This is a genomic window from Modestobacter roseus, from assembly GCF_007994135.1.
Classification (GTDB): domain Bacteria; phylum Actinomycetota; class Actinomycetes; order Mycobacteriales; family Geodermatophilaceae; genus Modestobacter; species Modestobacter roseus.
Window position 1 is genome coordinate 3,687,157 of the sequence record NZ_VLKF01000001.1, and the last position, 24,847, is coordinate 3,712,003.

Consider the following 24,847-nt stretch of genomic DNA (forward strand, 5'->3'; position numbering starts at 1 on the left):
CTCCGGACGAGGGTGTCGGGCGACTGAACCGTACGTCATGACGTCTAGACGTCTATCGGTGCAGTACCTTCTGGGCGTGGCGAGTTCGGAGGCGGGGCCCAAGTACCTCGCCGTGCGCGAAGCGCTCCGCCGCCGGGCCTCCGCGCTGCCCGAGCACACCCTGCTCCCGCCGGAACCGGCGTTGTGCGCCGAGTACGGGGTCAGCCGGATCACCCTGCGCCGGGCCGTCGACGGCCTGGTGGCCGACGGGCACCTGGTCCGTGAGCAGGGCCGCGGCACCTACGTCAGCCGCCCGGGCATCCGGCACGAGTACCGGGAGAGCTTCGTCCACCGGATCGCCGGTTTCCAGCAGGTGATGACCGAGCAGGGCGCGCAGGTGGGCACCACGGTCCTCAGCCAGCAGATCGTGCCCGCCGCCCCCGCGATCGCCACCGAGCTGGAGCTGCCGGTCGCCGAGGACGTCGTGGAGCTGGTCCGGCTGCGCAGCGTCGACGGCCTGCCCAACCACGTGGTGCGCAGCTTCCTGCCCGCCGCCCGGTACCCGAAGGCGGCCACCGAGGACTTCGGCCACGGCTCGCTGTACGAGTTCCTCCGCCGGGAGTACGCCGAGGACCTGGCCCACGCGCGGATCGTGGTCGACGTCGGCACCGCGGCCGCGGAGGAGGCCGACCGGCTGCAGATCGTGGCCGGCTCCCCGCTGCTGGTCGTGCGCACCACGGTGCACGACAGCTCGGGCCACCCGCTGGTGCACTCCTTCTCCCGGTTGCGCCCGGACGTCAGCCAGGTGGAGTTCGAGGTCTCCGTCGGGGGGCGCTGACCGCCGTCAGCCGATCGCGGCGGCCCGGGCGGGCCCCGGCCGCGCATCCTCCAGCCGCAACCGCTGGTCCCGCAGCAGCACCCGGTCCAGCGCGTGCCCCAGGTGGCCGGCCAGGTCCGTCACGGCGCTGCAGAGCGGCGGGTCCAGCTCCCGCGGGTGGCCCCACGTGACCAGCAACCCGCTCGAGGCCTCGTGCTGGGTGAGCAGCACCGGCACCGCCAGCGCGCTCTGTGCTCGCCCGGCCGGCATCCCCCCGTCGATCTCCTCGGGTGCGGGGACCGGCACGACCCGCCGTTCGCGCACCGCCTCGGCCAGCGGGTGCTGCGCCTGCAGGCCCACCACCGCCGCCGGCCGGGCGTAGGACGCCGACGCCGAGCTGGTGGCCCACAGGTGCAGGTCGTCGCGGCCGCTCTCGGCCACCCCGACCAGCACGGCCGCGGCACCCAGCGGGGAGCGGACCAGCCGGTCGACGGCGCGCAGCACGTCCGGCATGGTGTCGACCGCCAGCACGCCGCCGCTGAACCGGGCCACCAGGCGGGTGCGGTCGGCCTCGACCTCCGCCTCGACGTACGCGGCCTGGGCGGCCTGGGCGGCCTGCCGGGCGGCGCCGGCCTCCCGGGCGGCCGCGGCCCGGGCCTCCTGGTCGGCGAGCTCCAGGGCACGGAACTGCAGCCGCCGCGAGCACTCGGCCGCCAGCTGGTAGAGCACGGTCAGGTCGTCGGCGGACCACTCGCGGGGCACGTCGTCGACCGCCGCGAGCACCCCGATCGGCCGGCCCTGGCCGTTCCACAGCGGCATCCCGGCGTACGCCACGATGCCGACGGTCCGCACGACGGCGGAGTCGCGCAGCACCGGGTCGGCGCCGGTGTCGGGCACGACCAGCGGCTGCCCGCTGCGCACGACCAGCTGGCTCATGGACAGGCTCAGCGGTGAGGAGCGGCGCGTCGTCCAGGGCTCCCGGAGGCCGTGGACGCCGGGGAACACCTGGCCGCCCTTGGAGACCAGCACCATCAGTGCCTGGGGCACCGACAGGCGGCGCGCCACCTCTGCGGCGAGCCGGTCGAACTCGTCGTCCGGTTGCGCGGGCAGGGGGGCCCAGGTGGGCAGTTCGTAGGCGTCGTCGGACGGGCTGGCGTGCTCCGTGGGGACCGCCTCCGTCTCCGTGCCGTCGGTCCGGCCGGTGGTGCACCGGCTGCGGGCTCACCCCTTCGTGGCAGGCCCGATGCTGTCAGACTCGGGAGCGGGACGCCCGCATCCGATGGGGGACGACGTGGACCAGTTGCAGCAGGACCCGGCGTCCCTCGTCGCCGCCGTGCTCCGCGACCGCGCCGTCACCAGCGTCTTCCAGCCCATCGTGGAGCTCGACACCGGGCGGATCGTCGCCTACGAGGCGCTCGCCCGCGGCCCGGTGGGGCCGCTGCACGCTCCCGACGCGCTCTTCGCCGCCGCCCGCGCCGCGGGCCGGATGGTCGAGCTGGACCACGCCTGCCGGACGTCGGCGCTGCGCGGTGCGGTGGGTGCCGGGCTGCTGGCCCCGCTCACGGTCTTCGTGAACGTGGAGCCCGACGCGGTCGACGAGGCGCCGCTCACCACGCTGATCGACCGCGCCGAGCAGGTGCCCGGCGACCTGCGGGTGGTCCTGGAGATCACCGAGCGGGCGCTGGCCGCCCGCCCCGCGGAGCTGCTGCGCACCGTGGCCCGGGTGCGGGAGCTCGGCTGGGCGATCGCGCTGGACGACGTCGGCGCCGACTCGCTGTCGCTGGCGTTCATGCCGCTGCTGCGACCGGACGTGGTCAAGCTGGACCTGCGCCTCGTGCAGGAGCGGCCGGGGCCGGCCATCGCCGAGATCATGAACGCGGTCAACGCCTACGCCGAGTCCACCGGCGCGGTGCTGCTCGCCGAGGGCATCGAGGACGGCCGGCACCTGGCGATGGCCAGCGCCCTGGGTGCCACGCTGGGCCAGGGCTGGCTGTTCGGCCGACCGGGGCCCGCCCCGGTCGCCGGTGCGTCCGTGGCGTCGCTCCGGCTGCCGGAGACCTCGCCCACCGACACCGACGCCGGCGCCATCTCGCCGTTCGCCTGCCTGCCGCCCGGCTTCCCGCTGCGCGAGTCGCCCAAGGCGCTGCTGATCGAGCTGAGCAAGCAGCTGGAGCGGCAGGCCATGCGGCTGGGGGAGACCTGTGTCGTGGCGGCCACCTTCCAGGAGTCCCGGCACCTGACCCCGGCCACCCGGCTGCGCTACCGGGACCTGGTCGAGCGGGTCGGCTTCGCCTGCGCGCTGGGCGCGGACCTGCCGCCGGAGCCGCTGCCCGGCCTGCGTGGCGCCGACCTGGCGCCGGGTGACCCGGTGCTCGGGGAGTGGGACCTGGTCGTGCTCAGCCCGCACTTCAGCGCCGCGCTGCTGGCCCGCGACCTCGGCGACGACGGCCCCGACCTCGACCGCCGGTTCGCCTTCGCGCTCACCTACGACCGGGACACCGTCGTCCGGGCCGCCCGGTCCCTGCTGTCCCGGGTCGCACCCAGCACGGCTCCCGCGCCGGCGCCCCCGGGGCCCGACGCGGCGTCGCCGTCCCCGGTGCCGACGCCGGCCGGCGTCCGCATGCTGGCCGGCAACCCGCGGGAGGCGCTGCTGCAGCGGGCCCTCGCCGCGGTCGACGCCGGGGTGAGCGTGGTCGACCTGCGCCTGCCCGACCAGCCACTGGTCTACGTCAACCCGGCCTTCGCCCGGCTGGCCGGGTACCCGGTCGAGGAGGTGCTGGGGCGCAACTGCCGCTTCCTGCAGAGCCCGGACACCGACCCGGCCTCCGTCGCCCGGGTGCGGTCGGCCATCGCGGCGGGTGAGGAGTGCCGCGAGGTGCTGCTCAACCGGCGGGCCGACGGCAGCACCTGGTGGAACGAGTGCCACCTGATCCCGGTGACCGACCAGACCGGTGCCGTGGTGCAGTACATCGGCATCCAGGCCGACGTCACCGCCCGGGTGGAGGCGGAGCGCGCCCTGGCCACCGAGCGGGACCGCTGCCGGGACCTGGACGCCCGGCTGACCGAGCTGCTGACCTGCGGCGACGGTCAGACGGTGGTCGACTCCCCGGGCACCAGGCGCGCGTAGGGGGTCGGCTGGCCCGGGCCGCGCTCGCCGACCAGCCCCGCCACCAGGCCCAGGCCGGTGTCGTTGAGCAGGCCGTCGTGCACCGCCAGGGCCCGCCGCGCACCGACCGCCCGCAGGTAGTCGATCACCTCGGCGGTCTTCGACCACGGGGCGTGCGCGGGCAGCAGCAACGTCGGCACGGCCGTCTCGGGCACGGTGAACGCGTCGCCGGGGTGGAACACCTCGCCGGCGACGAGGAAGCCGACGTTGCGCACCCGGGGGAGGTCCGGGTGGATGACCGCGTGCCACTCGCCGTGCACCGACACGTCGAAGCCGGCCGCGGTGAAGGTGTCGCCGGCGCCGACGGCGTGCACCCGCGGGCCGGCGCCCTCCAGCCGCTCGGCGACCGACGGGTTCGTCCACACCTCCAGCCCCGGGTCGGCGTCCAGCGCGGCGCGGACCCGGTCGGGCAGGAAGTGGTCGGGGTGCTCGTGGGTGAGCAGCAGGGCGGTCGTGCCCGGGGCGGAGCCGTCGGCCAGTGGGTCGTCGGGGGTGAACGCACCGGGGTCGACGACGAGCCGGCGGTCGCCGTCGGACAGGACGACACAGGCGTGTCCGTGCTTGGTCAGCTGCACCAGGGTCTCCTCTGCACCGGGGCCTCCTCGGGTCGGGTGGTGCACCGTGCCACGCCGCGGGGTCCCCCGGCCAAACGGGTCCGGGGCGCGGGCTCACCCGATCGGGTGGGACGGGGCCGACGGGCTGTCCGAGCCCCGGCGCCGTGCCGACAACTCCGGGGTGACCGTGACAACCGACACCCTCGTCGCCGCCCGCAGCCGTGCGCACGGGACGACGCCGCCGCTGTGGCACGCCGTCGAGGTCCACCGGGCCGTGACCGACCTGGACGGCGCCTGCGAGCTCACCGTCTGTGGCGCCCTGGCCCGGGTGACCGGCGACCTGCCGTGGCCCCCGGCCGCGGCCGGCGAGGTCTGCCCGGCCTGCTCCGCCCAGCTGGGCTGCTGAAGGACCCCGCTGCCCCCCACCGCTCGCACGCTCGCGGCGGGACCCTGCAGCAGGGCCGTTCCACGTGGAACCGGTCAGCGGCCGGTGAAGGTGATCGGCTGCTTGGCGAGGAAGGCCTCCACGGCGGCGCGGTGGTCGGCGGTCTGGCCCAGCTGGGTCTGCAGCCGGGCCTCCAGTGCCAGCGTGGTCGCCAGCGGGTCGGTGGCCGCGGTCGCCAGCACCTCCTTGATCGCCCGGAACGCGAGGGTCGGGCCCGCGGCCAGCCGCGCGGCGAGCGCCTGCGCCCGCGGCAGCACCTGGTCGGGCTCGACCACCTCGTGCACCAGGCCCCACATCGCGGCGGTCTCGGCCGGGAACGGCTCGGGCAGCAGCAGCAGCTGCGCGGCCCGCGAGCCCCCGACGCAGTGCACCAGCCGGGAGGCCAGCGCCGAGTCGCTGCCCAGCCCGATGCCGGCGAACGCCGTGGTGAACTTCGCCCCAGCCGCCGCGATGCGCAGGTCACCGGCGAGCGCCAGCCCCATCCCGGCCCCCGCGCACGCGCCGTTGACCCCCACCACCACGGGCACCCGCAGCGCGGCCAGCGCCAGCACCAGCGGGTTGTACTCGTCGGCGACCACCGACAGCGGCGTGGTCGCCGGTTCGGCCAGCTCCGCGGCGTGCTCGCCGAGGTCCTGCCCGACGCAGAAGGCGCGGCCGGACCCGGTCAGCAGCACCGCCCGGACGGCGTCGTCGGCGGCCAGCTCGCGCACGTGCGCCAGCAGCTCGGCGCGCATCGCGTGGCTCAGTGCCGGGCGCTGCAGGGTGAGGGTGGCGACGCCGTCGGCGTCGGTGCGGGTGACGGTGGGCTCGGACAACGCTGTCGGCTCCTCGGCTGGTGGGTGCAGGGTCGGGCGTCGGGGACTCCGGTCACCCTGCCACGACCGGGCGGTGTGTACGCGCGCTCGGTCCGGCTCTAAGGTGAGGCTGCCCTTCGTCGGAGACGGTGGGGGTCCCGTTCCCGCCCGGAGGTGCAGTCGTGGGTCAGGTCTTCACCGCCAGCTACCTCATCGGCCTGCGTGAGGGCCTGGAGATGGTCCTCATCGTCAGCGTGCTGGTCGCCTACCTGGTCAAGACCGGCCGGCGGCGGCAGCTCCTCCCGGTGTGGGCCGGGGTGGGCGCGGCCGCCGCGCTCTCGGTCGGCTTCGGCTGGGGGCTGAGCTACGTGTCCACCACCGTCCTCGGTGGCCCGGGGCAGGAGCTCTTCGACGCGATCACCTCCACCCTCGCCGTCGTCCTGGTCACCTGGATGGTGTTCTGGATGCGGCGCACCGCCCGGCGGCTGTCCGGTGAGCTGCGTGGCCGGCTCGACGACGCGATCGGGCTGGGCGTCGGCGCCGTCGTCGGGATCGCGTTCCTCTCCGTGGCCCGCGAGGGGCTGGAGACCACGCTGCTGTTCTTCGCCTCGGCCCGCGGCGCCACCTCCTCGGCGCCGCTGCTCGGCCTGGGCGCGGGGCTGCTCACCGCCGTCGTCCTCGGCGTGGGGCTCTACGCCGGCGCCGTCCGGATCAACCTGTCCCGGTTCTTCACGGTCAGCGGCACGCTGCTGGTGCTGGTCGCCGCGGGCATCCTCAAGTACGCGGTGCACGACTTCCAGGAGGCCGGCGTGCTGCCCGGCCTGACCACGTACGCCTTCGACGCCTCCGGCTGGCTGGACCCCACCAGCTGGTACGGCGCGCTGGCCGCCGGTCTGTTCAACATCACGCCCCAGCCCACCGTGCTGGAGACGATCGCCTGGGTCGCCTACCTCGTGCCGGTGCTCGTCCTGTTCCTGCTCCCCGGGCGCTCGTCCCGGACCACGCCGGCACCCACCCCGGCACCCACCCCGGCACCCACGCCGACCACCCACGCCGTCCCGGAGGACACCACCCATGTCGATGCGCGCCCGTAGCCGGACCACAGTGGCCGCCGTCGCCGGCCCCGCCGCCGTGACCCTGGCCGCCCTGGCGCTGGCCGCCTGCGGCAGCAGCGGGGACTCCGGCGGCACCGAGGCCCAGGCCGCCGACCAGATCGCCGTGGCCGCCTCCGACGACACCTGCGACGTCGCGACCAGCGAGCTCGAGGCCGGCGTCCACCAGTTCACCGTGACCAACAGCGGCTCCAAGGTCACCGAGTTCTACGTCTACGCCGACGGCGACCGGGTGATGGGCGAGGTGGAGAACATCGCCCCCGGCGTCGCCCGCGACCTGCGCCTGGAGCTGCCGGCGGGGGAGTACGAGACCGCCTGCAAGCCCGGCATGGTCGGCGACGGCATCCGCGCGGTGCTCACCGTCACCGGCGAGGCGCCCAGCCTGTCCGAGGACGAGACGCTCGCCCAGGCCAGCGCCGACTACCAGCGGTACGTGCAGTCGCAGACCGGCGCCCTGCTGGAGCGGACCACGGCGTTCACCGACGCGGTGCAGGCCGGCGACATCGAGGGCGCCAAGGCGCTGTTCCCGGTGGCGCGCACCTACTGGGAGCGGATCGAGCCCGTGGCGGAGAGCTTCGGCGACCTCGACCCGCTCATCGACGGCCGTGAGGGCGACCAGGCCGAGGGCGAGGACTTCACCGGCTTCCACCGGATCGAGCAGGCGCTGTGGGAGACCGGCGACGTCTCGGACATGGGGCCCTACGCCGACCAGCTGCTGGCGAACGTCCAGGAGATCGTCACCCTGGCCGACGAGGTGCAGCTGGACCCGCTGCAGCTGGCCAACGGCGCCAAGGCGCTGCTCGACGAGATCGCCACCGGGAAGATCACCGGTGAGGAGGACCGCTACTCGCACACCGACCTGTGGGACTTCCGGGCCAACCTGGAGGGCTCGGAGGCCGCGGTGCAGGCCCTGCGCCCCTACCTGGAGGCCAACGACCCGGAGCTGGTCGCCGAGATCGACGAGCGGTTCGCCGCCGCCGAGGCGGAGCTGGAACAGTACCGATCGGGGGACGGTTGGGTCTCCTACGACCAGCTGACCCAGGACCAGTTGCGCGGCCTGAGCGACACCATCACGGCCCTCACCGAGTCGGTGAGCCAGGTGGCCTCGGTCGTCGCCGGGAAGTGAGCCCTGAACCTGCATGAGTGACGACGTCTCGCGCGGCCTGTCCCGCCGGCGCTTCTTCGGCCTGGCCGGGGCCGGCACCGCCGGGGTGCTGGCCGCCGGCGCCGCCGGTGGCGCGATCGGGCGGGCCACCGCCGAGGTGCCCCCGGCGGGCGGGGCCGCGGACACCACCGGTGCGGTGCCGTTCACCGGTGCGCACCAGGCCGGGATCGTCACCCCCGCGCAGGACCGGCTGCACTTCGTGGCCTTCGACGTCGTCACCGACGACCGGGCCGAGCTGGTCGAGATGCTGCAGGCCTGGACGGCCGCGGCGCGGCGGATGACCGCCGGGCAGGACGCCGGTGAGGTCGGCGCGGTGGGCGGTGGGCCGTACGACGTCCCGGACGACACCGGTGAGGCGATGGACCTGCCCGCGGCCGGGCTCACGCTGACCGTCGGCTTCGGCCCGACGCTGTTCGCCACCGCCGACGGCGTCGACCGGTTCGGCCTCGCCGACCGCCGGCCCGGGCCGCTGACCGAGCTGCCGGCGTTCCCCGGGGACGCCCTCGACCCGGCGATCAGCGGGGGCGACCTGTGCGTGCAGGCCTGCGCCAACGACCCGCAGGTGGCCGTGCACGCCGTCCGCAACCTGATCCGGCTGGGCGCCGGCGTGGTCAGCGTCCGCTGGTCCCAGCTCGGGTTCGGCCGGACGTCGTCCACCTCCAGCGCGCAGGCCACCCCGCGGAACCTCTTCGGGTTCAAGGACGGCACCGACAACCTCAAGGCGGAGAACACCTCGGCGATCGAGAAGTTCGTCTGGGTGACCGACGGCGACCCGGGCGCCGACTGGCTGGCCGGCGGCTCCTACCTCGTCACCCGCCGGATCCGGATGCGGATCGAGCCGTGGGACACCTCCACGCTCGCCGAGCAGGAGCAGACCATCGGCCGCACCAAGAAGGCCGGCGCGCCGCTGGGGCAGCGGGGGGAGTTCGACCCGGTCGACTTCACCGCGCAGGTCGACGGGGAGTTCGCGATCCCGCAGACCTCGCACGTGTTCCTGGCCCACCCGACCAACTCGGGGACGGCGATCCTGCGGCGCGGTTACAGCTTCGTCGACGGCTCCGACGGGCTGGGCCGGCTGGACGCCGGGCTGTTCTTCATCGCCTACCAGCGCAACCCGGAGACCGGGTTCACCCAGGTGCAGCGCAACCTGCGCACGGACGCGATGAACGAGTACGTGCAGCACACCTCCTCGGCGGTGTTCGCCTGCCCGCCCGGGGTCACCGGCGACGACGACTGGTGGGGCCGGGCCCTCTTCAGCTGAGGTGGGGAGGTTGACCCGCCGCCGGCCGACCTGAGCCGGACCGACCGATGGTGAGCCGGGCCATGGCGCGGCTCACCATCGGGTGGGGCGGCTCGACCCGCCCCTAGGCTGGCCGGCGTGCCGGTACCCGAGTTCATCCGTGACCTGCGCTCCGTCATCGGCCACGCGCCGCTGTGGCTGCCCGGGGTGACCGGCGTGGTCACCGACGACGCCGGGCGGGTGCTGCTCACCCAGCGCAGCGACACCGGCCGGTGGGCGCTGCCCAGCGGCATCCCCGAGCCCGGCGAGCAGCTGGCGGTCGCACTGGCCCGCGAGGTGCTGGAGGAGACCGGCGTCGAGGTGGTCGTCGACCGGCTGGTCAGCCTGTGGACCCAGCCGCCGATGACCTACCCCAACGGCGACGTCTGCCAGTTCGTCGACCACGCCTTCGCCTGCCGCGCGGTGGGGGGCACCGCGCACGTCGCCGACGACGAGTCGCTGCAGGTCGTGTGGTGCGAACCGGCGCACCTGCCGGAGCTGGTCGGCGTCCAGGTGCAGCTCGTCGCCCGGGCGCTGTCCGGCGAGCCGGTGCCCTGGTTCGCCCGGTCCGAGGGCGAGCAGCCGGGCTGATCCCGCTTGCCGCCGCCGGGGTGCAGCGGCCAGGGTGACGGCGTGCGCGTCGTCCTGGCCCCCGACTCCTTCAAGGGCACCCTGGACGCCGCCGCGGCGGCCGAGGCGCTCGCCACCGGCTGGCGCCGGCGCCGCCCCGACGACGACGTGCGCACCGTGCCGCTGGCCGACGGCGGCGAGGGCACGCTGGAGGCGCTGGGCCACGACCTGCCCGACGCGGCCTGGCGCACCGCGGCGGTGACCGGCCCGGACGGCCGGCCGGTGGACGCCGCCTGGCTGCTGCGCCCGGACGGGACGGCGGTGGTGGAGATGGCCCGCGCCGCCGGGCTCCCGCTGCTGGCCCAGCCCGACCCGCTGGGCGCGACGACCCGTGGCCTGGGCCAGCTGCTCGCCGCCGTCGTCGGCGACCCCGCGGTGGAGCGCGTCGTGCTCACCCTGGGCGGCTCGGCCACCACCGACGGCGGCACCGGTGCGCTGGCGGCCCTCGGCGCACGGTTCACCGACGCCGAGGGCGCGGACCTCCCGCCCGGCGGCGGTGCGCTGACCCGGCTCGCCTCGGTCGACCTCTCGGGGCTGGTGCCCCCGCCCCCGGGCGGCGTGCAGTGCCTGGTCGACGTGACCGCCCCGCTGCTCGGCCGGCTCGGGGCGGCTGGCCAGTTCGGCCCGCAGAAGGGCGCCGACCCCGGCCAGGTCGCCCTGCTCGACGCCGGGCTGGCCCGGCTCGCGGAGCTCCTCGGCGGGGACGTCGCCGCGCCGGGCGCCGGGGCGGCCGGTGGCACCGCCTACGGTTTCGCCGCCGCCTGGGGCGCGGAGTTCGTCAGCGGCGCGACCGCGGTCGCCACCGCCGCCGGGCTGGACGACGTCCTGATCGGTGCGGGCCTGGTGGTCACGGGCGAGGGGCAGTTCGACGCCCAGTCGCTGCGCGGCAAGGTGGTCGGGAACCTGCTGGACCGGGCGGCGGCCGCCGGCGTCCCGGTCGCGGTGGTGGCCGGCCGGGTGGGGGAGGGCGATCTGCCGGTGCGGCGCGTGCTGTCGCTGACCGACCTCGCCGGCTCGCCGGCGGCGGCGATGACCGACCCGGCCCGCTGGCTGACCGTCGCCGGGGAACGGCTGGCGGCCGAGGAGTTCGCGCCCCGAGGGTGACGGAACAGACACGCCCTGGGACGGCCCACGGGGAACGGTCCGTCACACACCGGCGTTCGCCCCGGGAGAGCCATCCGTGAGATCGCATGTGTACGAACGCCCGTCAGGGGCATCTCCCTGCCGGTGCGTCACGCCACCGGCATCGGTCGCTGGTGGTCGGCACCGATCAGGACGAGGGCACGAGGGGGGCGCACGTGGTCGAGCCCACGCGGAGCACCCTCGGGGACCGCTACGAGCTGCAGGCGCTGCTGGCCACGGGCGGCATGGGCCAGGTCTGGCGGGCCGAGGACACCCTGCTCGGCCGCACGGTCGCGATCAAGGTGCTGCGCAGTGAGTACACCGGCGACCCGCTGTTCCTGGCCCGGTTCCGCGCCGAGGCGCAGCACACCGCCGCGCTCAGCCACCCGAACATCACCGCCGTCTACGACTACGGCGAGGAGCCGGCCATCGACGGGTCGGGCGAGCACCTCGCCTACCTCGTCATGGAGCTCATCGACGGCGAGTCGCTGGCCGCCGTGCTGGCCCGGGACGGCGCGCTGCCGCCCACCCGGGTGCTCGAGGTGCTCCGGCAGACCGCCTCCGCGCTGGGCAGCGCGCACGCGGCCGGGGTCGTCCACCGGGACGTGAAGCCCGGCAACGTGCTGCTCCGCGCCGACGGCACGGTCGCGATCACCGACTTCGGCATCGCGTCGTCGGCCGGCAGCGTGCCGCTCACGAAGACCGGCCAGGTCATCGGCACGGCCTCCTACCTCTCCCCGGAGCAGGCCTCCGGGGCGCACGCCACCGCCGCCAGCGACGTCTACGCGCTGGGGATGGTCGGCTACGAGCTGCTCACCGGGCAGCGCGCGTTCGACGGCGACAACTCGGTGACGATCGCGCTGCGGCACCTGCGCGACACCCCCGAGCCGCTGCCCGACGACGTGCCGGCCGGGGTGCGCACCCTCGTCGAGCGCGCCCTGGTCAAGGACCCGGCCCAGCGCTTCCCCGACGGCGACGCGTTCGCCGCCGCCATCGACGACGTCCTGGCCGGCCGGCTGCTGACCCCGGTCGAGCGCACCGACACGCAGAGCTTCTGGCTGCTCCCCGACGCGGCCGCGCTGGCTGGGGCGAGCACGGCCGACGGCACCGTGCGGCGGCCGGCGCCCGCTGCCCAGGGGCGGCTCGGCCGGGTCCTGGTGCCGGTCGTCGCCCTGCTCGCCGGCGCCGGCCTGGCCGCGGTCGTCCTGCAGGGGGTGGCACCCGACGCCACGGGCACCACCGAGGCCGCCGCCCAGGGCCTCGGTGCGACCACCGCCACGGCGAGCCCGGCCGAGCTGACGCTGGACGACGACGACTACCTGGACCGCCCGGTGGAGGCCGTCCAGCGGCAGCTCGAGGCGCTCGGCCTGGTCGTGCAGACCCAGGCGGTCGCCACCGACTCGGTCGACGCCGGGCTGGTCGTCGACGTCGCACCGCTCGGTGGCCGGCTGGAGCGCGGCGGGGAGGTGCTGGTCAGCTACGCGGTGGCACCGGAAGCCGACAGCAGCCCGACGCCGCGCCAGCGGACCACGGTCGACACCGTCCGGGCGCCGGTCCCGCGCGCGCCGGTGAGCATCGCGCCACCGGCGACCACTCCGGCGCCCTCCCCCACCCCGCAGCCGGCGCCGACGACGGAGCCGGACGAGACATCCGTGGCGCCCGACCCCACTGACGGGTCGGAGTCGTCCGCGCCGGTCATCGACCCGGGCGGGTCGGGCACCCCGACGTCGCCCGGTGGCGGTGCCGCCCCCACGACCGGCACCGGGAGCACCGCCCCGGTCACCGGGAGCGGTCAGGGCTCCGGGAACGGCCAGGGCAACGGGACCGGGCAGGGCAACGGCTCCGGGAGCGGGCGGGGAACGGCGGGGGCCAGGGCGGCGCGGCCGGCTGACCTGCCGGCTCAGGCGGCGGGTGTGCGCCGGGCCGTGCGGTGCAGCAGCAGGCACCCGGTGGCGGCGGCCAGGGCCACCCGACCGGGCGTCGGGTCGGGCCCGCCGAGCAGGACGCCGACGGCGCCGGCGGCGACCGCCGCGAGCAGCAGCCGGTCCCCGCCGGAGCGCACCGCGGCCACCGCGAGCACCGCGGCCAGCACGACGGCCACCCGCGCCGGGTGCCCCGCCCCGGCCACCGGACCCCAGGACAGCCCCAGCGCCGCGACGGCGAGCACCGCCGCGGCGGCCAGCCAGCCCCTGGTCACCGCGGGCGGCCGGGCGCCAGCCAGACGGCGCCGGCGGCGGCGGCCAGCGCGGCGGTGAGCAGGAAACCCCGGTCACTGGCCACCAGCGGGAGCGCCACCAGCACCCAGAAGGCGGCGAGCGCCACGGCGCCCCCGGCACCGGTCCGCCACGCCGTCCGTTCGTCCAGCCGGTGCCCGGCCAGCCGGTTCGCGGCCGGCAGCAGAGCCAGCAGGGCGGCGACGGTGGCGAACGCCGCCCACGTGGGCGTCACCTGCCACACCGACTCGATGCCGAAGTCGAGCGCCAGCCCGAGCTGGAGGAGCACCAGGCCGAGCGCACCGAGGCCGAGGGCGGCCAGCAGCGTGCGGTCCCGGCCGCCGTCGCCGCTGCGGTGGCTCCGCTGCCCGGTGCCGTCCGTCGCCGACGGGCCCGGAGTGGGGCGTGGGGCGGTCGACGGCCCGGGGACCGGCGGCGCCCCGACCATCGTCTGCGGGCCGGCGGCGGAGCTGCCGCCGGGAGCCCGGTCCTCGTCGGACGGCGCGGGGAAGCCGGGGACGACGTCCACCCGGCCGGTGGGGTGGTCGGCCGAGACGTCCTGGGGCGCCGCCGGCTCGGTTCCGGCGGGCTGGCTGGAGTCGGGCGGGTCGGCCGGTGGGGTCCAGACGGGTGCGGGCCCGGTGGGCGGGCCCGGCACCGGCGGGGGCTGCTCGGTCTGCCGCTGGCTGGGCGGCAGCAGGATCGACTCGGTGCGCGGGTCGTCCTCCGGCGGCCCGTCGGCCGGCTGCGGTTCGGGGATCGGCGGATGGGACTGGCTCATCGGTCCTCCAAGGAGCAGGCGTCGGGCAGCAGGCATCGGCGGCGACCCCGGCCCGGGCGGCGCGGCCGGGCCGGGCCGCCCGTCGAACCGTAGCGGCGACCACCCGCTCAGCCGACCAGGTGCCCGGGACCTAGGGTCGGGCCGTGGCTGCGAGCGCGGGGATCGTCGTGACCGGCACGGAGGTGCTCACCGGCCGGGTCGCCGACCGGAACGGGCCGTGGCTGGCCGAGGCGCTGCGGGCTCAGGGGGTCGACGTCGGCTCCGTGGTCGTCGTCGGCGACCGGCCGGAGGACCTGCGCGCCGCGCTGGCCTTCCTCGCGGCGGGCAACGACCTGGTGATCACCACCGGCGGCCTCGGCCCTACCGCCGACGACCTGACCGCCGCCGAGGTCGGCGCCTTCCAGGGCCGGCCGTCGGAGCTGGACGCCGAGCTGGAGCAGCGGATCGCCGCCGTCGTCGCAGCGCTGTCCGCCCGGCGTGGCTGGGACACCGTACCGGAGTCGGCCGCGGCCGGGATCGCCAAACAGGCCCTGGTGCCGGCCGGTGCCACCGTGCTCGAGCCGGTGGGCACCGCGCCCGGCCTCGTCGTCCCGGTGGCCGACGGGCGCAGCGGGCCGCCGGTGCTGGTGCTGCCCGGCCCCCGGTGGAGCTGCAGGGCATGTGGCCGGCGGCGTTGGCCGCCGAGCCGGTACGCCGCGCGCTGGCCGGCGCGACCGAGCTGCGCCAGCGCACGCTGCGGCTGTGGCGCACGCCGGAGTCCGAGCTGGCGGCCACCCTGCGCCGGGTCGACGACCAGCTGACCGGCCTGGAGGTGACCACCTGCCTGCGCGACGGCGAGCTGGAGATCGTCACCCGCTACGAGCCCGACGCCGACGACGCCTACGGTCGGCTGGTCGCCGCGGTCACCGCCGACTTCGCCGGCACGCTCTTCAGCGACGGACCGACCGTCGACGAGCTGGTGGCCTGGGCGTTGGACGAGCGGGGCTGGACGGTGGCGGTGGGCGAGTCGGAGACCGGCGGGCTGGTCACCGCCCGGCTCACCGAGCCCGCCGGGGCGTCGCGGCGGGTGCTGGGCGGCGTCGCGGCCTACGCGAACTCGGCGAAGGAGCAGCTGCTGGACGTGCCGCCGGCCACCCTGGTCGACGGCGGCGCAGTCAGTCCCGCGGTCGCCCGGGCGCTGGCCGAGGGAGCGCGGGCCCGGTTCGGTGCCGACGTCGGGGTGGGGGTCACCGGGGTCGCCGGCCCGGGGGGCGGCACGCCGGAGAAGCCGGTCGGCACGGTGCACCTCGCCGTCGTCGGGCCGGACGGCGCGCTGGCCTACTCCGACCGGCTGCGGGGTGACCGGGCCGCCGTCCGCGGGCGCACCGGCACCCTCGCCGTCCACCTGCTGCGGCAGCTGCTGCTCGGCGGCCCGCCGGCCTGAGGTCAGCCGGGCCAGCCCACCACCCGGCTCCGCCGCTCCATCAGCAGCACGTCGTGCCAGCCGGCGACGCCGTCGACGACCCGCCGGCCCACCTTCTCCCGGGTACCGACCACGCGGAAACCGTGCTTCTGGTGCAGCGCGACGCTGGCGGCGTTGGCCGGCAGGATGCCGGCGCGGATCGTCCAGATGCCGGCCGCCTCGGTGGAGGTGATCAGCGCCTGCAGCAGCGCGCCGCCGACGCCGCGCCCCTGAGCGGCGGGGGAGACGTAGACGGAGTGCTCGACCACCCCGGCGTAGGCGTCCCGGGTCGACTCCCGGGTGCACGCCGTCCAGCCCAGCAGCTCGTCACTGTCGACGGCGACGTGCCGGTGGCCGGGCAGCCGGGAGGCGTCGAACTCCGCCCACGACGGTGGGCTGGTCTCGAAGGTCGCGAGCCCGGTGGCGATGCCGGCGGCCCAGATCGCCTCGACGGCGGGCCAGTCGACGGCGGCCATCGGGCGCAGGGGAGGCGGGCACAGGTCAGCTGCGGACACGGCCTCATCCTGCCGCGACGCGTTCGAGTGTCTGGACAGCTGCGCGGAATCGAGCAGAAGCGGTGATGTCGTTGCGACCGGTCAGGGGATGGGCCGCATTCACCGATGAGCGTGACATTCGTTGAGTGATTGCGCTGCATGACTAAGCGAACTCTCTGAGTAACCACTCTGTTGGACTCAACGTGAGCTTGTGCTCACTCATAGCTACTGCGAAGGTGCCTTCCGAGACGCCTCCGGCCGGGGCGTTCGCACATCGCACCGCTGCTCCATGTCGCTCTGCTACTGCGTCCCGGTGAGGTCTACGTGTCTGGTACTGGCTCGTTGCTGTCTGCTCGTCGTCGAACACGGCGGGGTGGGTCACGTCTGCTGACGGTGGGCGCGGTGTCTTCCGCGCTGGTGATGGGCGGTGCCTCGGGGGTGTTGGCGGCTCCGGTGAGCCCGCCGGAGGTGTCCCCGGCGTTCACCGAGTCGCTGCAGCCGGTGCTGAGGGCCGCGACCACCACCGCCGGCACGGGGGCGGCGTCGCTGAAGTTCTTCGCCCGCACCGTGGGCTCGTCGACGTGGGACCTGCTCGACGGGGTCTCGGTGACCGTCTCCACCGTGAGCGGGGCGACCGGTAGCGCGTCGCTGCCGGCGGGGCGGTTGAGCATCCAGCAGCCCTACGAGTACCGCGCCGAGCACTGCGACAGCACCGGCTGCACCAGCTCGGCGACGCTGACCAGGTCGGTGTCGCCGGACGTCGGCATCGGCCCACGACCTGGGGCCACCCGGGTGCCGTTCACCCTCGGCGATCAGATCAACGCTCAGGTCGACGTGGGCAGCGGCAACCTCATGGTCACCACCCCACAGCTCACCGTCCCCCGGGTGGCTGGGGACCTGTCGGTGGGCGCGGTCTACAACAGCACAAGCCGCGCCGGCACCCGCTTCGACTCCTCGCTGAGCTCGGGCTGGCGCCTGTCCACCGGCTCGGACGTGTACCTGCGCCGGGAGGGCATCACCGGGGCGATCACCTACTACGGCGAGAATGGCCTGACCGGGGTGTTCCTGTTCACCGGTAATGACACCTACACCTACACCTCCCCGGCCGGGTTCAAGATGACCCTGACCGGCAACACCAGCACCGGGTGGACCCTCACCGACCACGCCTCGGCCGACAAGCGGGTGTTCAACACCGCCGGTCAGCTCACCGCGCTGACCGACCGCAACGGCAACTCCACCACCTTCACCTACAACGGCTCTGCCCTCACGAAGATCGTCGGGGACTCCGGGCCGGTGGATGCCCGCACCCTGAAGGTCACCACCACCCCGGGCAGCAAGCAGATCACCCGCATCGGGCAGGACAACCAGTACGACCGGGGCGGCAGCCCCCGGTGGGCCACCTACGCCTACAACAGCGCGGGCCGGCTGTCCTCGATCACCGACACCGCCGGCCGGGTCACCCGCTTCGATCACGGCGGCAACGGCAACCTCAACGCGGTCACTGCCCCCGGCGGCGCGGTCACCAGCTTCAGCTACGACTCCCTCGGCCGGGTAGTCAGCATCACCCAGCCCACCGGCGAGGCTGGCGTGCCCGCGGTGACCCGGTTCACCTACACGGCCACCAGCACCGCGATGGCCGACCCGAACACCGGCCAGGGTTCCGATGCGACCGCTGTGCCGCACACCAGCTACGAGTACACGACCGACGGCATGAAGCTCATCGCCACGGCCACCGATCCCTCCGGCAACGCCCGCGAGGCCACCTACACCCCGCTTCTGGACGTGGCCACCGCCAGCGACTCGGCCGGTTCCACCAGCTTCGGCTACGACACCGCGGTCAACGGCGGGGAGTCCCTTACCGGGGTCACCGGCGCCACCGGCGCCAGCTCTTCCTTCGGCTACGGCAACACCGGCCCGGCCCAGTTCCAGCCCGCCACCGGCACCGACGCCCAGGGCAACGCCTCCACCTACACCTACAGCGGCGCCGGCAACCGGCTGTCGGCCGCCAACGCCGACGGCGTCCAGGCCTCGGTCACCTACAACGCCGACGGCACGGTGGCCACCTCCACCAGCCCCTCCGGCGCGGTCACCACCTACACCTACAACGCCGACAAGCAGCTGACCGGCATCACCCCACCCGCCGACAGCACCCTCGAGCCGCGCGCCTACACCTACGACGAGTTCGGCCGGATGCGCACCTACAGCTCCGGCCGCGGCATCAGCCACACCTACAGCTACGACGCACTCGACCGGGTCACGAAGACCGCCACCAGCAACGGCGGCGGCACCGTCACCTACGACTACGACGAGGCCGGCCGGCTGACCACCCGGGTCGACCCCTCGGGCACCACCACCATGAGCTACGACCCGCTGGGCCGGCTCACCTCCCGCACGCACTCGATGAACAACCTGACCATCGACTACACCTACGACAAGACCGGCAACCTGGCCACGGTCACCGACCCCGGCGGCACCACCAGCTACACCTACGACACCCGCAACCTGGTCACCCGGATGACGCTGCCGGCCGGTGAGCTGATCGACTTCGGCTACGACGCCGACGGCCGCCGCACCGACACCTGGCAGGGCGTCAACACCGCGCACACCAGCTGGGACGCCCACACCCACACCGACTACGACGCCGCCGGCCGGGTCACCCGCGTGGCCACTAACCGGACCTCCTACGCACCCGTGCCGGTCAGCGACCTGTCCTACAGCTACACCTCCACCGGCACCGCCTGCAGCAGCGGACAGCCCGCCGGCACCGCCACCGCCCTGCGGCAGTCGATGACCGACCACACCACCGGGCAGACCACCACCTACTGCTACGACACCGCCAACCGGCTCACCTCCGCCACCACCCCCGGCGGGGACTCCTTCACCTACACCTACGACGCCAACGGCAACCGCACCCAGCAGACCAAGAACGGCGCCGTCGTCGACACCCAGACCGTCAACTCAGCCGACCAGCTCACCACCACCGGCTACACCCACGACGCCTCCGGCAACACCACCACCTCACCCGACCACGGCACGGTCACCTACAACGCCACCGAGCAGATGACCCGCCGCGTCGACGACCAGGCCACCACCACCTACACCTACGCCGGCACCAACCAGAACGAACTCCTCAAGGTCGCCCCCTCCAACAACAGCGCCCGCGAGTACACCTACGGCCGCACCGACGCCAACGGCCTGCCCCTGATCGAGGCCTACGAAGCCGGCGGCGACGGACAGAACTACATCGCCCACGACCCAGGCGGCACCCCGATCGCCATCCGCGCACTCACCGGGCAGATCCACTACTACGCCGAAGACGGCCTCGGCTCCACCGTCGCCCTGATCAACCAGTCAGGCCAGCAGACCGCCGACTACGCCTACGACCCCACCGGCGAAGTCACCGTCACCAACCCGGTGCCCACCAGCAACGCCCAGCGGGTCAACCCCTTCCGCTACGCCGGCGGCACCTACGACATCAGCAGCAACCTCATCAAGTTCGGCCAACGCTGGTACGACCCCACCACCAGCCGCTTCACCCAACAAGACGCCCTCGAAACCCTCGCCGACCCCACCCGCGCCAACCGCTACGAATACGCCAACAGCAACCCCACCAACTACATCGATCCAACCGGCCTGGCTTCTGGTTGCGCCCTATCAATCTTCAGTACGGTGTACACCTCTGTAGGCGTAGGGCTGTCGATCGCAGCGGTACTGGGCTCTGCGGCTACCGGTGGTACCACATTCGTGGCCGGCGTTGCTGGATACCACGTCTCCTCCGTAGGCCTCGCCGCCAGCTTGGCTGGCGTAGCCAGCAGCTGCTAGAACGATGACTATGAACAAGCGTCGACAGACCCTATTTCTTGTCGTGTGGGCTATTCTCTTGGTTGCCGGTGCGCTAGGCGCAATCCTGGCGGCCAGAGAGTCTGAAACACTAATCGCGATTGCCTTCGCTCTGGGCTTCTTAGCAATCAGTGCGGCTGGACTCAGCCTCTACAAGGCAAGAGTTCGGGGAGATAACAGAAGGCGTAATGACTGATGTCCAAACGACCGGGATGACTGGATCCCGCGGGTGAATACTCGCTTTTCGATCCACCATCGCCACTCTGATCTGGCCGGCACAAAGCCCGAGCGCGTCGCCACACCGTCGCCTTTCATGCATCACGCCCTGTCACTCAACAGTGCCACCCGTCCACCATCGTGGACGTCCCACTTCCTTGGAAGTGAGACACCTGCGTTCCACCGGTCCACCGCATCAAGTCCGCAGGTCGCGACCGTCTCCGTAGTCGTCTCACGACGCCGTCTCACCTCGTCCGAACGGTTACGACTTCTGCGACGTCACCGGTGGTCTTTGGTGTGCGCGGGTGTCGATGACCGGGCGGTGACTGGCGCCCCTGCCGCCGGGGGTTCCACGTGGAACGCAGCGGGCAGGACGGTCCGGTGACGACGCTGACGCTGCACGCCACCGGCCCGGTCGACCCGGCGGAGGTGTGGGACCGGTACCTGCACCCGGACCGCTGGTCGGAGTGGTCGCCGCAGATCAGCCGGGTGACCAGCAGCGCGCCGAGGATCGCCCCGGGTGTGGCCGGCCGGGTGCACGACCCGCTCGGCACCTCCGTCGGCTTCGTCGTCGGCGAGGTGTCCGAGGCCGGCCGGCGCTGGGCCTGGCAGGTGACCGTCGGCCCCACCCGTCTGGACCTGCTGCACTGGGTGCGTCCCGGCCCCGACGGCGGGACGACGACCGGTCTGCGGATCAGCGGCATCGCCCCTCTGGTGGTCGGCTACGCGCCGCTGGCCCTGCTCGCCCTCAAGCGGCTGGTCACCGTCACGACCTGATGTCGTCCGCATCTCGTAGCGTGCCGGCATGCGCGCTGTGCCCGGGGTGACGACGACGCACGAGGTGACCAACCAGGTGCCGCCGCTGGTCGGGCACGACCCGATCGCCGGCGACGCCGCCCTCGCCGAGGCCTGCCTCCGGCACGCCGGCGCCGCCACCCTGGCCTCGCTGGCCGACCTGGGGGCCCTGGCCGGCAGCGCGCAGGCCCAGGAGTGGGCCCGGCAGGCCGACGAGCACCCACCCCGGCTGCGCACCCACGACCGGTACGGCCACCGGGTCGACGAGGTCGAGTTCCACCCGGCCTGGCACGAGCTGATGGGCGCGGCGATCCGGCACGGCCTGGCCGGTGCCCCGTGGGCCGATCCGGCGCCGCACGCGCACGTCCGGCGGGCCGTCGGCTACCTGGGCTGGACCCAGGTCGAGGCCGGTCACGGCTGCCCGGTGACGATGACCTACGCCGCCGTCCCGGCGCTGCGCGCGGCCCCCGAGCTCGCCGCGACCTTCGAGCCGGGCCTCACCAGCCGCAGCTACCGGTTCGGGCTCACCGACCCGACCACCAAGCCCGGCCTGGTCGCCGGGATGGGGATGACCGAGAAGCAAGGCGGCTCCGACGTCCGGGCGAACACCACCCGGGCCACCGCGAACGGCGACGGCAGCTGGTCGCTGACCGGGCACAAGTGGTTCACCTCCGCGCCGATGAGCGACCTGTTCCTGGTGCTCGCCCAGCTCGACGAGGGCGTGTCCTGCTTCCTCGCCCCCCGGGTGCTCCCCGGCGGCGAGCGCAACGTGTTCCGGCTGCAGCGGCTCAAGGACAAGCTCGGTGACCGGTCCAACGCCTCCAGCGAGGTCGAGTTCGCCGGCACAGCGGCCTGGCTGGTCGGGGAACCGGGCCGCGGCGTGCCGACCATCATCGAGATGGTCGCCACCACCCGGCTGGACTGCGTGCTCGGCTCGGCGGCGACCACCCGGGCGGCGCTGACCCAGGCGGTGCACCACACCCGGCACCGGTCGGCGTTCGGCGCCCTGCTGGCCGACCAGCCGCTGATGCAGAACGTGCTGGCCGACCTGGCGCTGGAGAGCGAGGCGGCCACCTCCCTCGGCGTCCGGCTGGCCGCGGCGCAGGACGCCGGGGACCGCGACTTCCTCCGCCTCGCCGGCGCTGTCGCGAAGTTCTGGGTCTGCAAGCGCACCCCGGCCGCGGTGGCCGAGGCGCTGGAGGTGCTGGGCGGCAACGGCTACGTCGAGGAGTCGGGGATGCCGCGGCTCTACCGGCAGGCGCCGCTGAACAGCATCTGGGAAGGGTCGGGCAACGTCATCGCCCTCGACGTGCTGCGCGCGCTGGGCGCCGGGTCGGCCGCGCTCGCCGCGGTCACCGCCGAGCTCGACCTGGCCCGCGGCGCGGACGCCCGGTACGACGCCGCGCTGCGCGCGCTGGCCGCCGAGCTGGCCGACCCCGACCAGCTGCCGCTGCGCGCCCGGCGGATCGCCGGCCGGCTCGCGCTGTGCCTGCAGGCGTCGCTGCTGCTGCGGTTCGCCCCGGCGGACGTCGCCGACGCCTTCTGCGCCACCCGGCTGGGCGGCGACTGGGGCGGCGTGCTCGGCACCCTGCCTGCGGGTACACCGGTGCGGGCCCTGGTCGAGCGCGCCGCCGTGGTGCCGGCGTGACCGGCGGGATGCGGCGCCGCCGACGGGCCACCGCCCCGGCGGGTGCGCCGTCCCCGGCCGCGGTTCGGCACACTGCCCCTGTGACCGCAGACGCAGCGACGCTGACCGAGCCGGCCGACCGGTTCCCCGCGGGCGACGACCGTCCCGCGCTGGACCTGCTGGTCTGGGACGCCCCGAACATCGACATGACCCTGGCGACGGTGATCGGCGCCCGGCCCACCGCGGCGTCCCGGCCCCGGTTCGACGCGATCGCCGCCTGGTTCGTCGACGGCGCCGACGACCCGACGGCCGCGCAGCCGCCGGAGGTCGAGGCCTGCGTCTTCGCCAACGTGCCGCCGCAGCACGCCGTCACCCTGCAGCGCTGGGTGGAGGCGCTGCGCAGCTTCGGCTACGCGGTGTTCGCCCGCCCCAAGCTGCAGGCCGACGACGACATCGACCAGTCGATGCTCGACCACATCAGCGTGCGCACCGAGTCCCACCAGCTGCGCCGGCTGGTGGTCTTCTCCGGCGACGGGCGCAACTTCGCCGAACCCTTGGAGGACCTGGCCCGCGCCGGCACCGAGGTCGTCGTCGTCGCGTTCAGCGAGGTCGCCGGCTACGCGATCAGCTCCGAGCTGCTGCAGTTCATCGACATCGAGGACGTGCCCGGCGCGTTCGCCGCGCCGCTGGACCGCGTGCGGCTGGACGCCCTGCCCGTCGACGGCGCGTGGCTGCGGCCGACCAAGGACCTGCGCGAGGCCGCCGGCTCCTTCCTCGCCCGCCGGGTCTGACGAACCGCAGGGGCTGACGCCGCGAGCACTTCGGCTGGAGGTTCTTGCTTCAACGAACTGAAGTTCGCATACTCATACCTGAGTTCGTAGATGCCAACTCCAGTTCGGGAGACCAGGTGGATCTCAGCGCGCCTTACCGTGCAGTCGTCCCGTCCCTCGACGGGCCGGTGCTCCGTGTCCTGGCCTCCACCACCCGGCCGTTGTCCGGGCTGGAGGTCCACCGGCTCGCCGGAGTGGGCAGCGACAACGGCGTCCGCAAGGTGCTCGCCCGGTTGGCCGGTCACGGGCTCGTCTCCGTCAGCGAAGCGGGTCCGTCGCTGCTCTACGTGGCCAATCGTCACCATCTCGCCTGGCCCGCAGTGCAAGCCCTCGTGGACATGCGCCAGCGTCTCGTCGACCGCATGACCATGCTGATCACCAGTTGGGAGGTGGCACCCGTTCTCGTCGGCCTCTACGGGTCGGCAGCCCGGGGAGACGGGAACACCGAGAGTGACATCGACCTCCTCGTCGTCCGGCCGGAGCACGTCGCGGACGAGGTGGGCGGTGCGCCGAACCCGGTCGGGAACCGATGGACCGCGCAGGTGGACGACCTGCGCGAACAGATCTGGTCGATGACCGGCAACCGCGCGCACGTCCTCGAGATGTCCACGCGGGCGTTCGATGAGGTCGTGCGGTCGGACGAGCCGATCGTCCACGAGTGGCGCGACGACCTGGTGGTCCTCGCCGGACCGCTGACATGGCAGGGGTCGGCTCACGCTGCGGCATCGACCCCTGACGGTGGCACGGGCGAGTGAGCACTCGAGGGGGACGGACCAGCCCGCTGACCTCTGCGCAGGCGTCCGTGCTGCTCAACCGCGCCGACGCGCTGATGGTCGCCGCTGACGTGCTCCTGGAGGAGAGGGAGCACAGCTCGGCCAACAGTGCCGCCGCAGCGGTCGCAGTGATCGCCGGCATTGCTGCGGCGGACGCCCTGTGCGGCGTGACGTTGGGCCGGCGTTCCCGCGGGGAGGACCATCGGCAGGCGATCGAGCTGCTCCGACAGGCCACCCCTGACGACCCGGGTCCCGTTGCTGCCTTGACGAGACTCCTGGACGTCAAGGACCAGGCGCACTACGGGACGAACCTGGTCAAGCGGGAGGATGCGGTCGCCGCCGTCCGGCGAGCCCATGGTCTGATCGCTGCAGCCAAGGCCGCGCGAGCCCGCTGAACGGGCAGCCCTCCCGCTTCAGCGGCGGGCGAGCCGGCGGACGCCGGAGGTGTAGGGCAGCGAGTAGTGCTCGAACACCGCCGGCTCCTGCTCGGCCGCCAGTTCGCCGTCGGTGTCGATGGACGGCGCGTCCTTGGCGAGGTCCTTGGGCACGGTGACCCGGATGTGCTCCGGGCTGACCGTGGCCCCGGTGAGCGGTACGAACGTCAGCTGCCGGCGGCCGATCATCCCGGTCATCACCGCGGCGAAGAACGGCTGGTCGGTAGTGGTGTCGACGTACACCGACTCGAGCGTGCCGATCTTGTGGCCGTCGGGGTCGACGACGTTCAGGGTGCGCCAGTCGCGGATGTTCTCAGCGGGGAACACGGGGACCTCCTCG

At 74.3% G+C, this 24,847-nt stretch carries 23 protein-coding genes; 17 read left to right on the forward strand and 6 right to left on the reverse strand.

Annotation, left to right across the window (positions count from 1 at the left end):
• Positions 1-76: 76 nt before the first annotated feature.
• Positions 77-817 (forward strand): GntR family transcriptional regulator, encoded by a 741-nt coding sequence (locus JD78_RS17650; protein WP_228395353.1) that lies wholly within the window; start codon positions 77-79, stop codon positions 815-817.
• Between the two features lie 6 nt (positions 818-823).
• On the opposite strand, the gene JD78_RS17655 is transcribed toward JD78_RS17650, so the two are convergent.
• Complete coding sequence (locus tag JD78_RS17655; protein WP_341800145.1) at positions 824-1,924, reverse strand: GAF domain-containing protein; 1,101 nt, start codon at positions 1,922-1,924, stop codon at positions 824-826.
• A 163-nt stretch (positions 1,925-2,087) separates the two neighbouring features.
• Here JD78_RS17655 and JD78_RS17660 point away from each other — a divergent pair, with 163 nt between their 5' ends.
• On the forward strand, positions 2,088-3,923 hold the full coding sequence (locus tag JD78_RS17660; RefSeq protein ID WP_243731075.1) for an EAL domain-containing protein: 1,836 nt from the start codon (positions 2,088-2,090) through the stop codon (positions 3,921-3,923).
• On the opposite strand, the gene JD78_RS17665 is transcribed toward JD78_RS17660, so the two are convergent.
• The gene (locus JD78_RS17665) at positions 3,884-4,537 is read right to left on the reverse strand and encodes an MBL fold metallo-hydrolase (protein WP_153361949.1); all 654 of its coding nucleotides are present in this window, start codon (positions 4,535-4,537) and stop codon (positions 3,884-3,886) included. The two genes, JD78_RS17660 and JD78_RS17665, sit on opposite strands and share 40 nt — an antisense overlap.
• 160 nt (positions 4,538-4,697) lie before the next feature.
• On the opposite strand from JD78_RS17665, the gene JD78_RS17670 reads away from it, so the two are divergent.
• Positions 4,698-4,922, forward strand: a complete 225-nt coding sequence (locus JD78_RS17670) for a hypothetical protein (RefSeq protein ID WP_153361948.1) — start codon at positions 4,698-4,700, stop codon at positions 4,920-4,922.
• Between the two features lie 74 nt (positions 4,923-4,996).
• On the opposite strand, the gene JD78_RS17675 is transcribed toward JD78_RS17670, so the two are convergent.
• Positions 4,997-5,776: an enoyl-CoA hydratase/isomerase family protein gene (locus tag JD78_RS17675; RefSeq protein ID WP_153361947.1), complete on the reverse strand. Its 780-nt coding sequence runs from the start codon at positions 5,774-5,776 to the stop codon at positions 4,997-4,999.
• A gap of 161 nt (positions 5,777-5,937) precedes the next feature.
• Here JD78_RS17675 and efeU point away from each other — a divergent pair, with 161 nt between their 5' ends.
• The 6 genes from efeU (at position 5,938) to JD78_RS17705 (ending at position 13,318) form a co-directional block, all read left to right on the forward strand.
• Entirely contained in the window at positions 5,938-6,849 is a 912-nt protein-coding gene (gene efeU, locus JD78_RS17680; protein WP_228395350.1) for an iron uptake transporter permease EfeU, read from the forward strand.
• Positions 6,850-6,859: 10 nt separating this feature from the next.
• A complete protein-coding gene (gene efeO, locus JD78_RS17685; RefSeq protein WP_228395349.1) occupies positions 6,860-7,993 on the forward strand; it encodes an iron uptake system protein EfeO in 1,134 nt (377 codons plus the stop codon).
• 13 nt (positions 7,994-8,006) lie between these two features.
• Positions 8,007-9,293, forward strand: a complete 1,287-nt coding sequence (gene efeB / locus JD78_RS17690) for an iron uptake transporter deferrochelatase/peroxidase subunit (protein WP_166521261.1) — start codon at positions 8,007-8,009, stop codon at positions 9,291-9,293.
• 117 nt (positions 9,294-9,410) lie between these two features.
• Complete coding sequence (locus JD78_RS17695) at positions 9,411-9,902, forward strand: NUDIX hydrolase (protein WP_166521262.1); 492 nt, start codon at positions 9,411-9,413, stop codon at positions 9,900-9,902.
• Between the two features lie 42 nt (positions 9,903-9,944).
• The gene (locus JD78_RS17700; protein WP_153361946.1) at positions 9,945-11,045 is read left to right on the forward strand and encodes a glycerate kinase; all 1,101 of its coding nucleotides are present in this window, start codon (positions 9,945-9,947) and stop codon (positions 11,043-11,045) included.
• Positions 11,046-11,239: 194 nt separating this feature from the next.
• The gene (locus tag JD78_RS17705) at positions 11,240-13,318 is read left to right on the forward strand and encodes a serine/threonine-protein kinase (protein WP_243731076.1); all 2,079 of its coding nucleotides are present in this window, start codon (positions 11,240-11,242) and stop codon (positions 13,316-13,318) included.
• Here the strand turns inward: JD78_RS17705 and JD78_RS17710 are convergent.
• Complete coding sequence (locus JD78_RS17710; protein WP_153361943.1) at positions 13,257-14,057, reverse strand: hypothetical protein; 801 nt, start codon at positions 14,055-14,057, stop codon at positions 13,257-13,259. The two genes, JD78_RS17705 and JD78_RS17710, sit on opposite strands and share 62 nt — an antisense overlap.
• Positions 14,058-14,200: 143 nt before the next feature.
• Between JD78_RS17710 and JD78_RS22395 the strand changes: the two genes are divergently transcribed.
• Positions 14,201-14,857 carry a molybdopterin-binding protein gene (locus JD78_RS22395; RefSeq protein WP_243731077.1) on the forward strand — a complete coding sequence of 219 codons (657 nt, stop codon included), beginning with the start codon at positions 14,201-14,203 and terminating at the stop codon, positions 14,855-14,857.
• A gap of 197 nt (positions 14,858-15,054) precedes the next feature.
• On the forward strand, positions 15,055-15,480 hold the full coding sequence (locus JD78_RS22400) for a nicotinamide-nucleotide amidohydrolase family protein (protein WP_243731144.1): 426 nt from the start codon (positions 15,055-15,057) through the stop codon (positions 15,478-15,480).
• 2 nt (positions 15,481-15,482) lie between these two features.
• Here JD78_RS22400 and JD78_RS17720 read toward each other — a convergent pair whose 3' ends face one another.
• On the reverse strand, positions 15,483-16,013 hold the full coding sequence (locus JD78_RS17720) for a GNAT family N-acetyltransferase (protein ID WP_243731078.1): 531 nt from the start codon (positions 16,011-16,013) through the stop codon (positions 15,483-15,485).
• A 381-nt stretch (positions 16,014-16,394) separates the two neighbouring features.
• Here JD78_RS17720 and JD78_RS22685 point away from each other — a divergent pair, with 381 nt between their 5' ends.
• The 6 genes from JD78_RS22685 to JD78_RS17750 all read left to right on the forward strand — a co-directional run bounded on the left by JD78_RS22685 (position 16,395) and on the right by JD78_RS17750 (position 24,468).
• A complete protein-coding gene (locus JD78_RS22685; protein WP_153362495.1) occupies positions 16,395-19,814 on the forward strand; it encodes an RHS repeat-associated core domain-containing protein in 3,420 nt (1,139 codons plus the stop codon).
• A gap of 615 nt (positions 19,815-20,429) precedes the next feature.
• On the forward strand, positions 20,430-20,825 hold the full coding sequence (locus tag JD78_RS17730) for an SRPBCC family protein (RefSeq protein ID WP_153362496.1): 396 nt from the start codon (positions 20,430-20,432) through the stop codon (positions 20,823-20,825).
• Positions 20,826-20,853: 28 nt separating this feature from the next.
• Positions 20,854-22,491, forward strand: a complete 1,638-nt coding sequence (locus JD78_RS17735) for an acyl-CoA dehydrogenase family protein (protein WP_166521263.1) — start codon at positions 20,854-20,856, stop codon at positions 22,489-22,491.
• Between the two features lie 80 nt (positions 22,492-22,571).
• Positions 22,572-23,261, forward strand: coding sequence for an NYN domain-containing protein (locus JD78_RS17740; RefSeq protein WP_243731079.1), 690 nt, complete (start codon positions 22,572-22,574; stop codon positions 23,259-23,261).
• Between the two features lie 116 nt (positions 23,262-23,377).
• Positions 23,378-24,055, forward strand: coding sequence for a nucleotidyltransferase domain-containing protein (locus tag JD78_RS17745; protein ID WP_153362453.1), 678 nt, complete (start codon positions 23,378-23,380; stop codon positions 24,053-24,055).
• A gap of 47 nt (positions 24,056-24,102) precedes the next feature.
• Complete coding sequence (locus JD78_RS17750; RefSeq protein ID WP_153362454.1) at positions 24,103-24,468, forward strand: hypothetical protein; 366 nt, start codon at positions 24,103-24,105, stop codon at positions 24,466-24,468.
• Positions 24,469-24,486: 18 nt separating this feature from the next.
• Here the strand turns inward: JD78_RS17750 and JD78_RS17755 are convergent, their stop codons facing one another.
• Positions 24,487-24,834: a PRC-barrel domain-containing protein gene (locus JD78_RS17755; protein WP_153362455.1), complete on the reverse strand. Its 348-nt coding sequence runs from the start codon at positions 24,832-24,834 to the stop codon at positions 24,487-24,489.
• Positions 24,835-24,847: the final 13 nt, after the last annotated feature.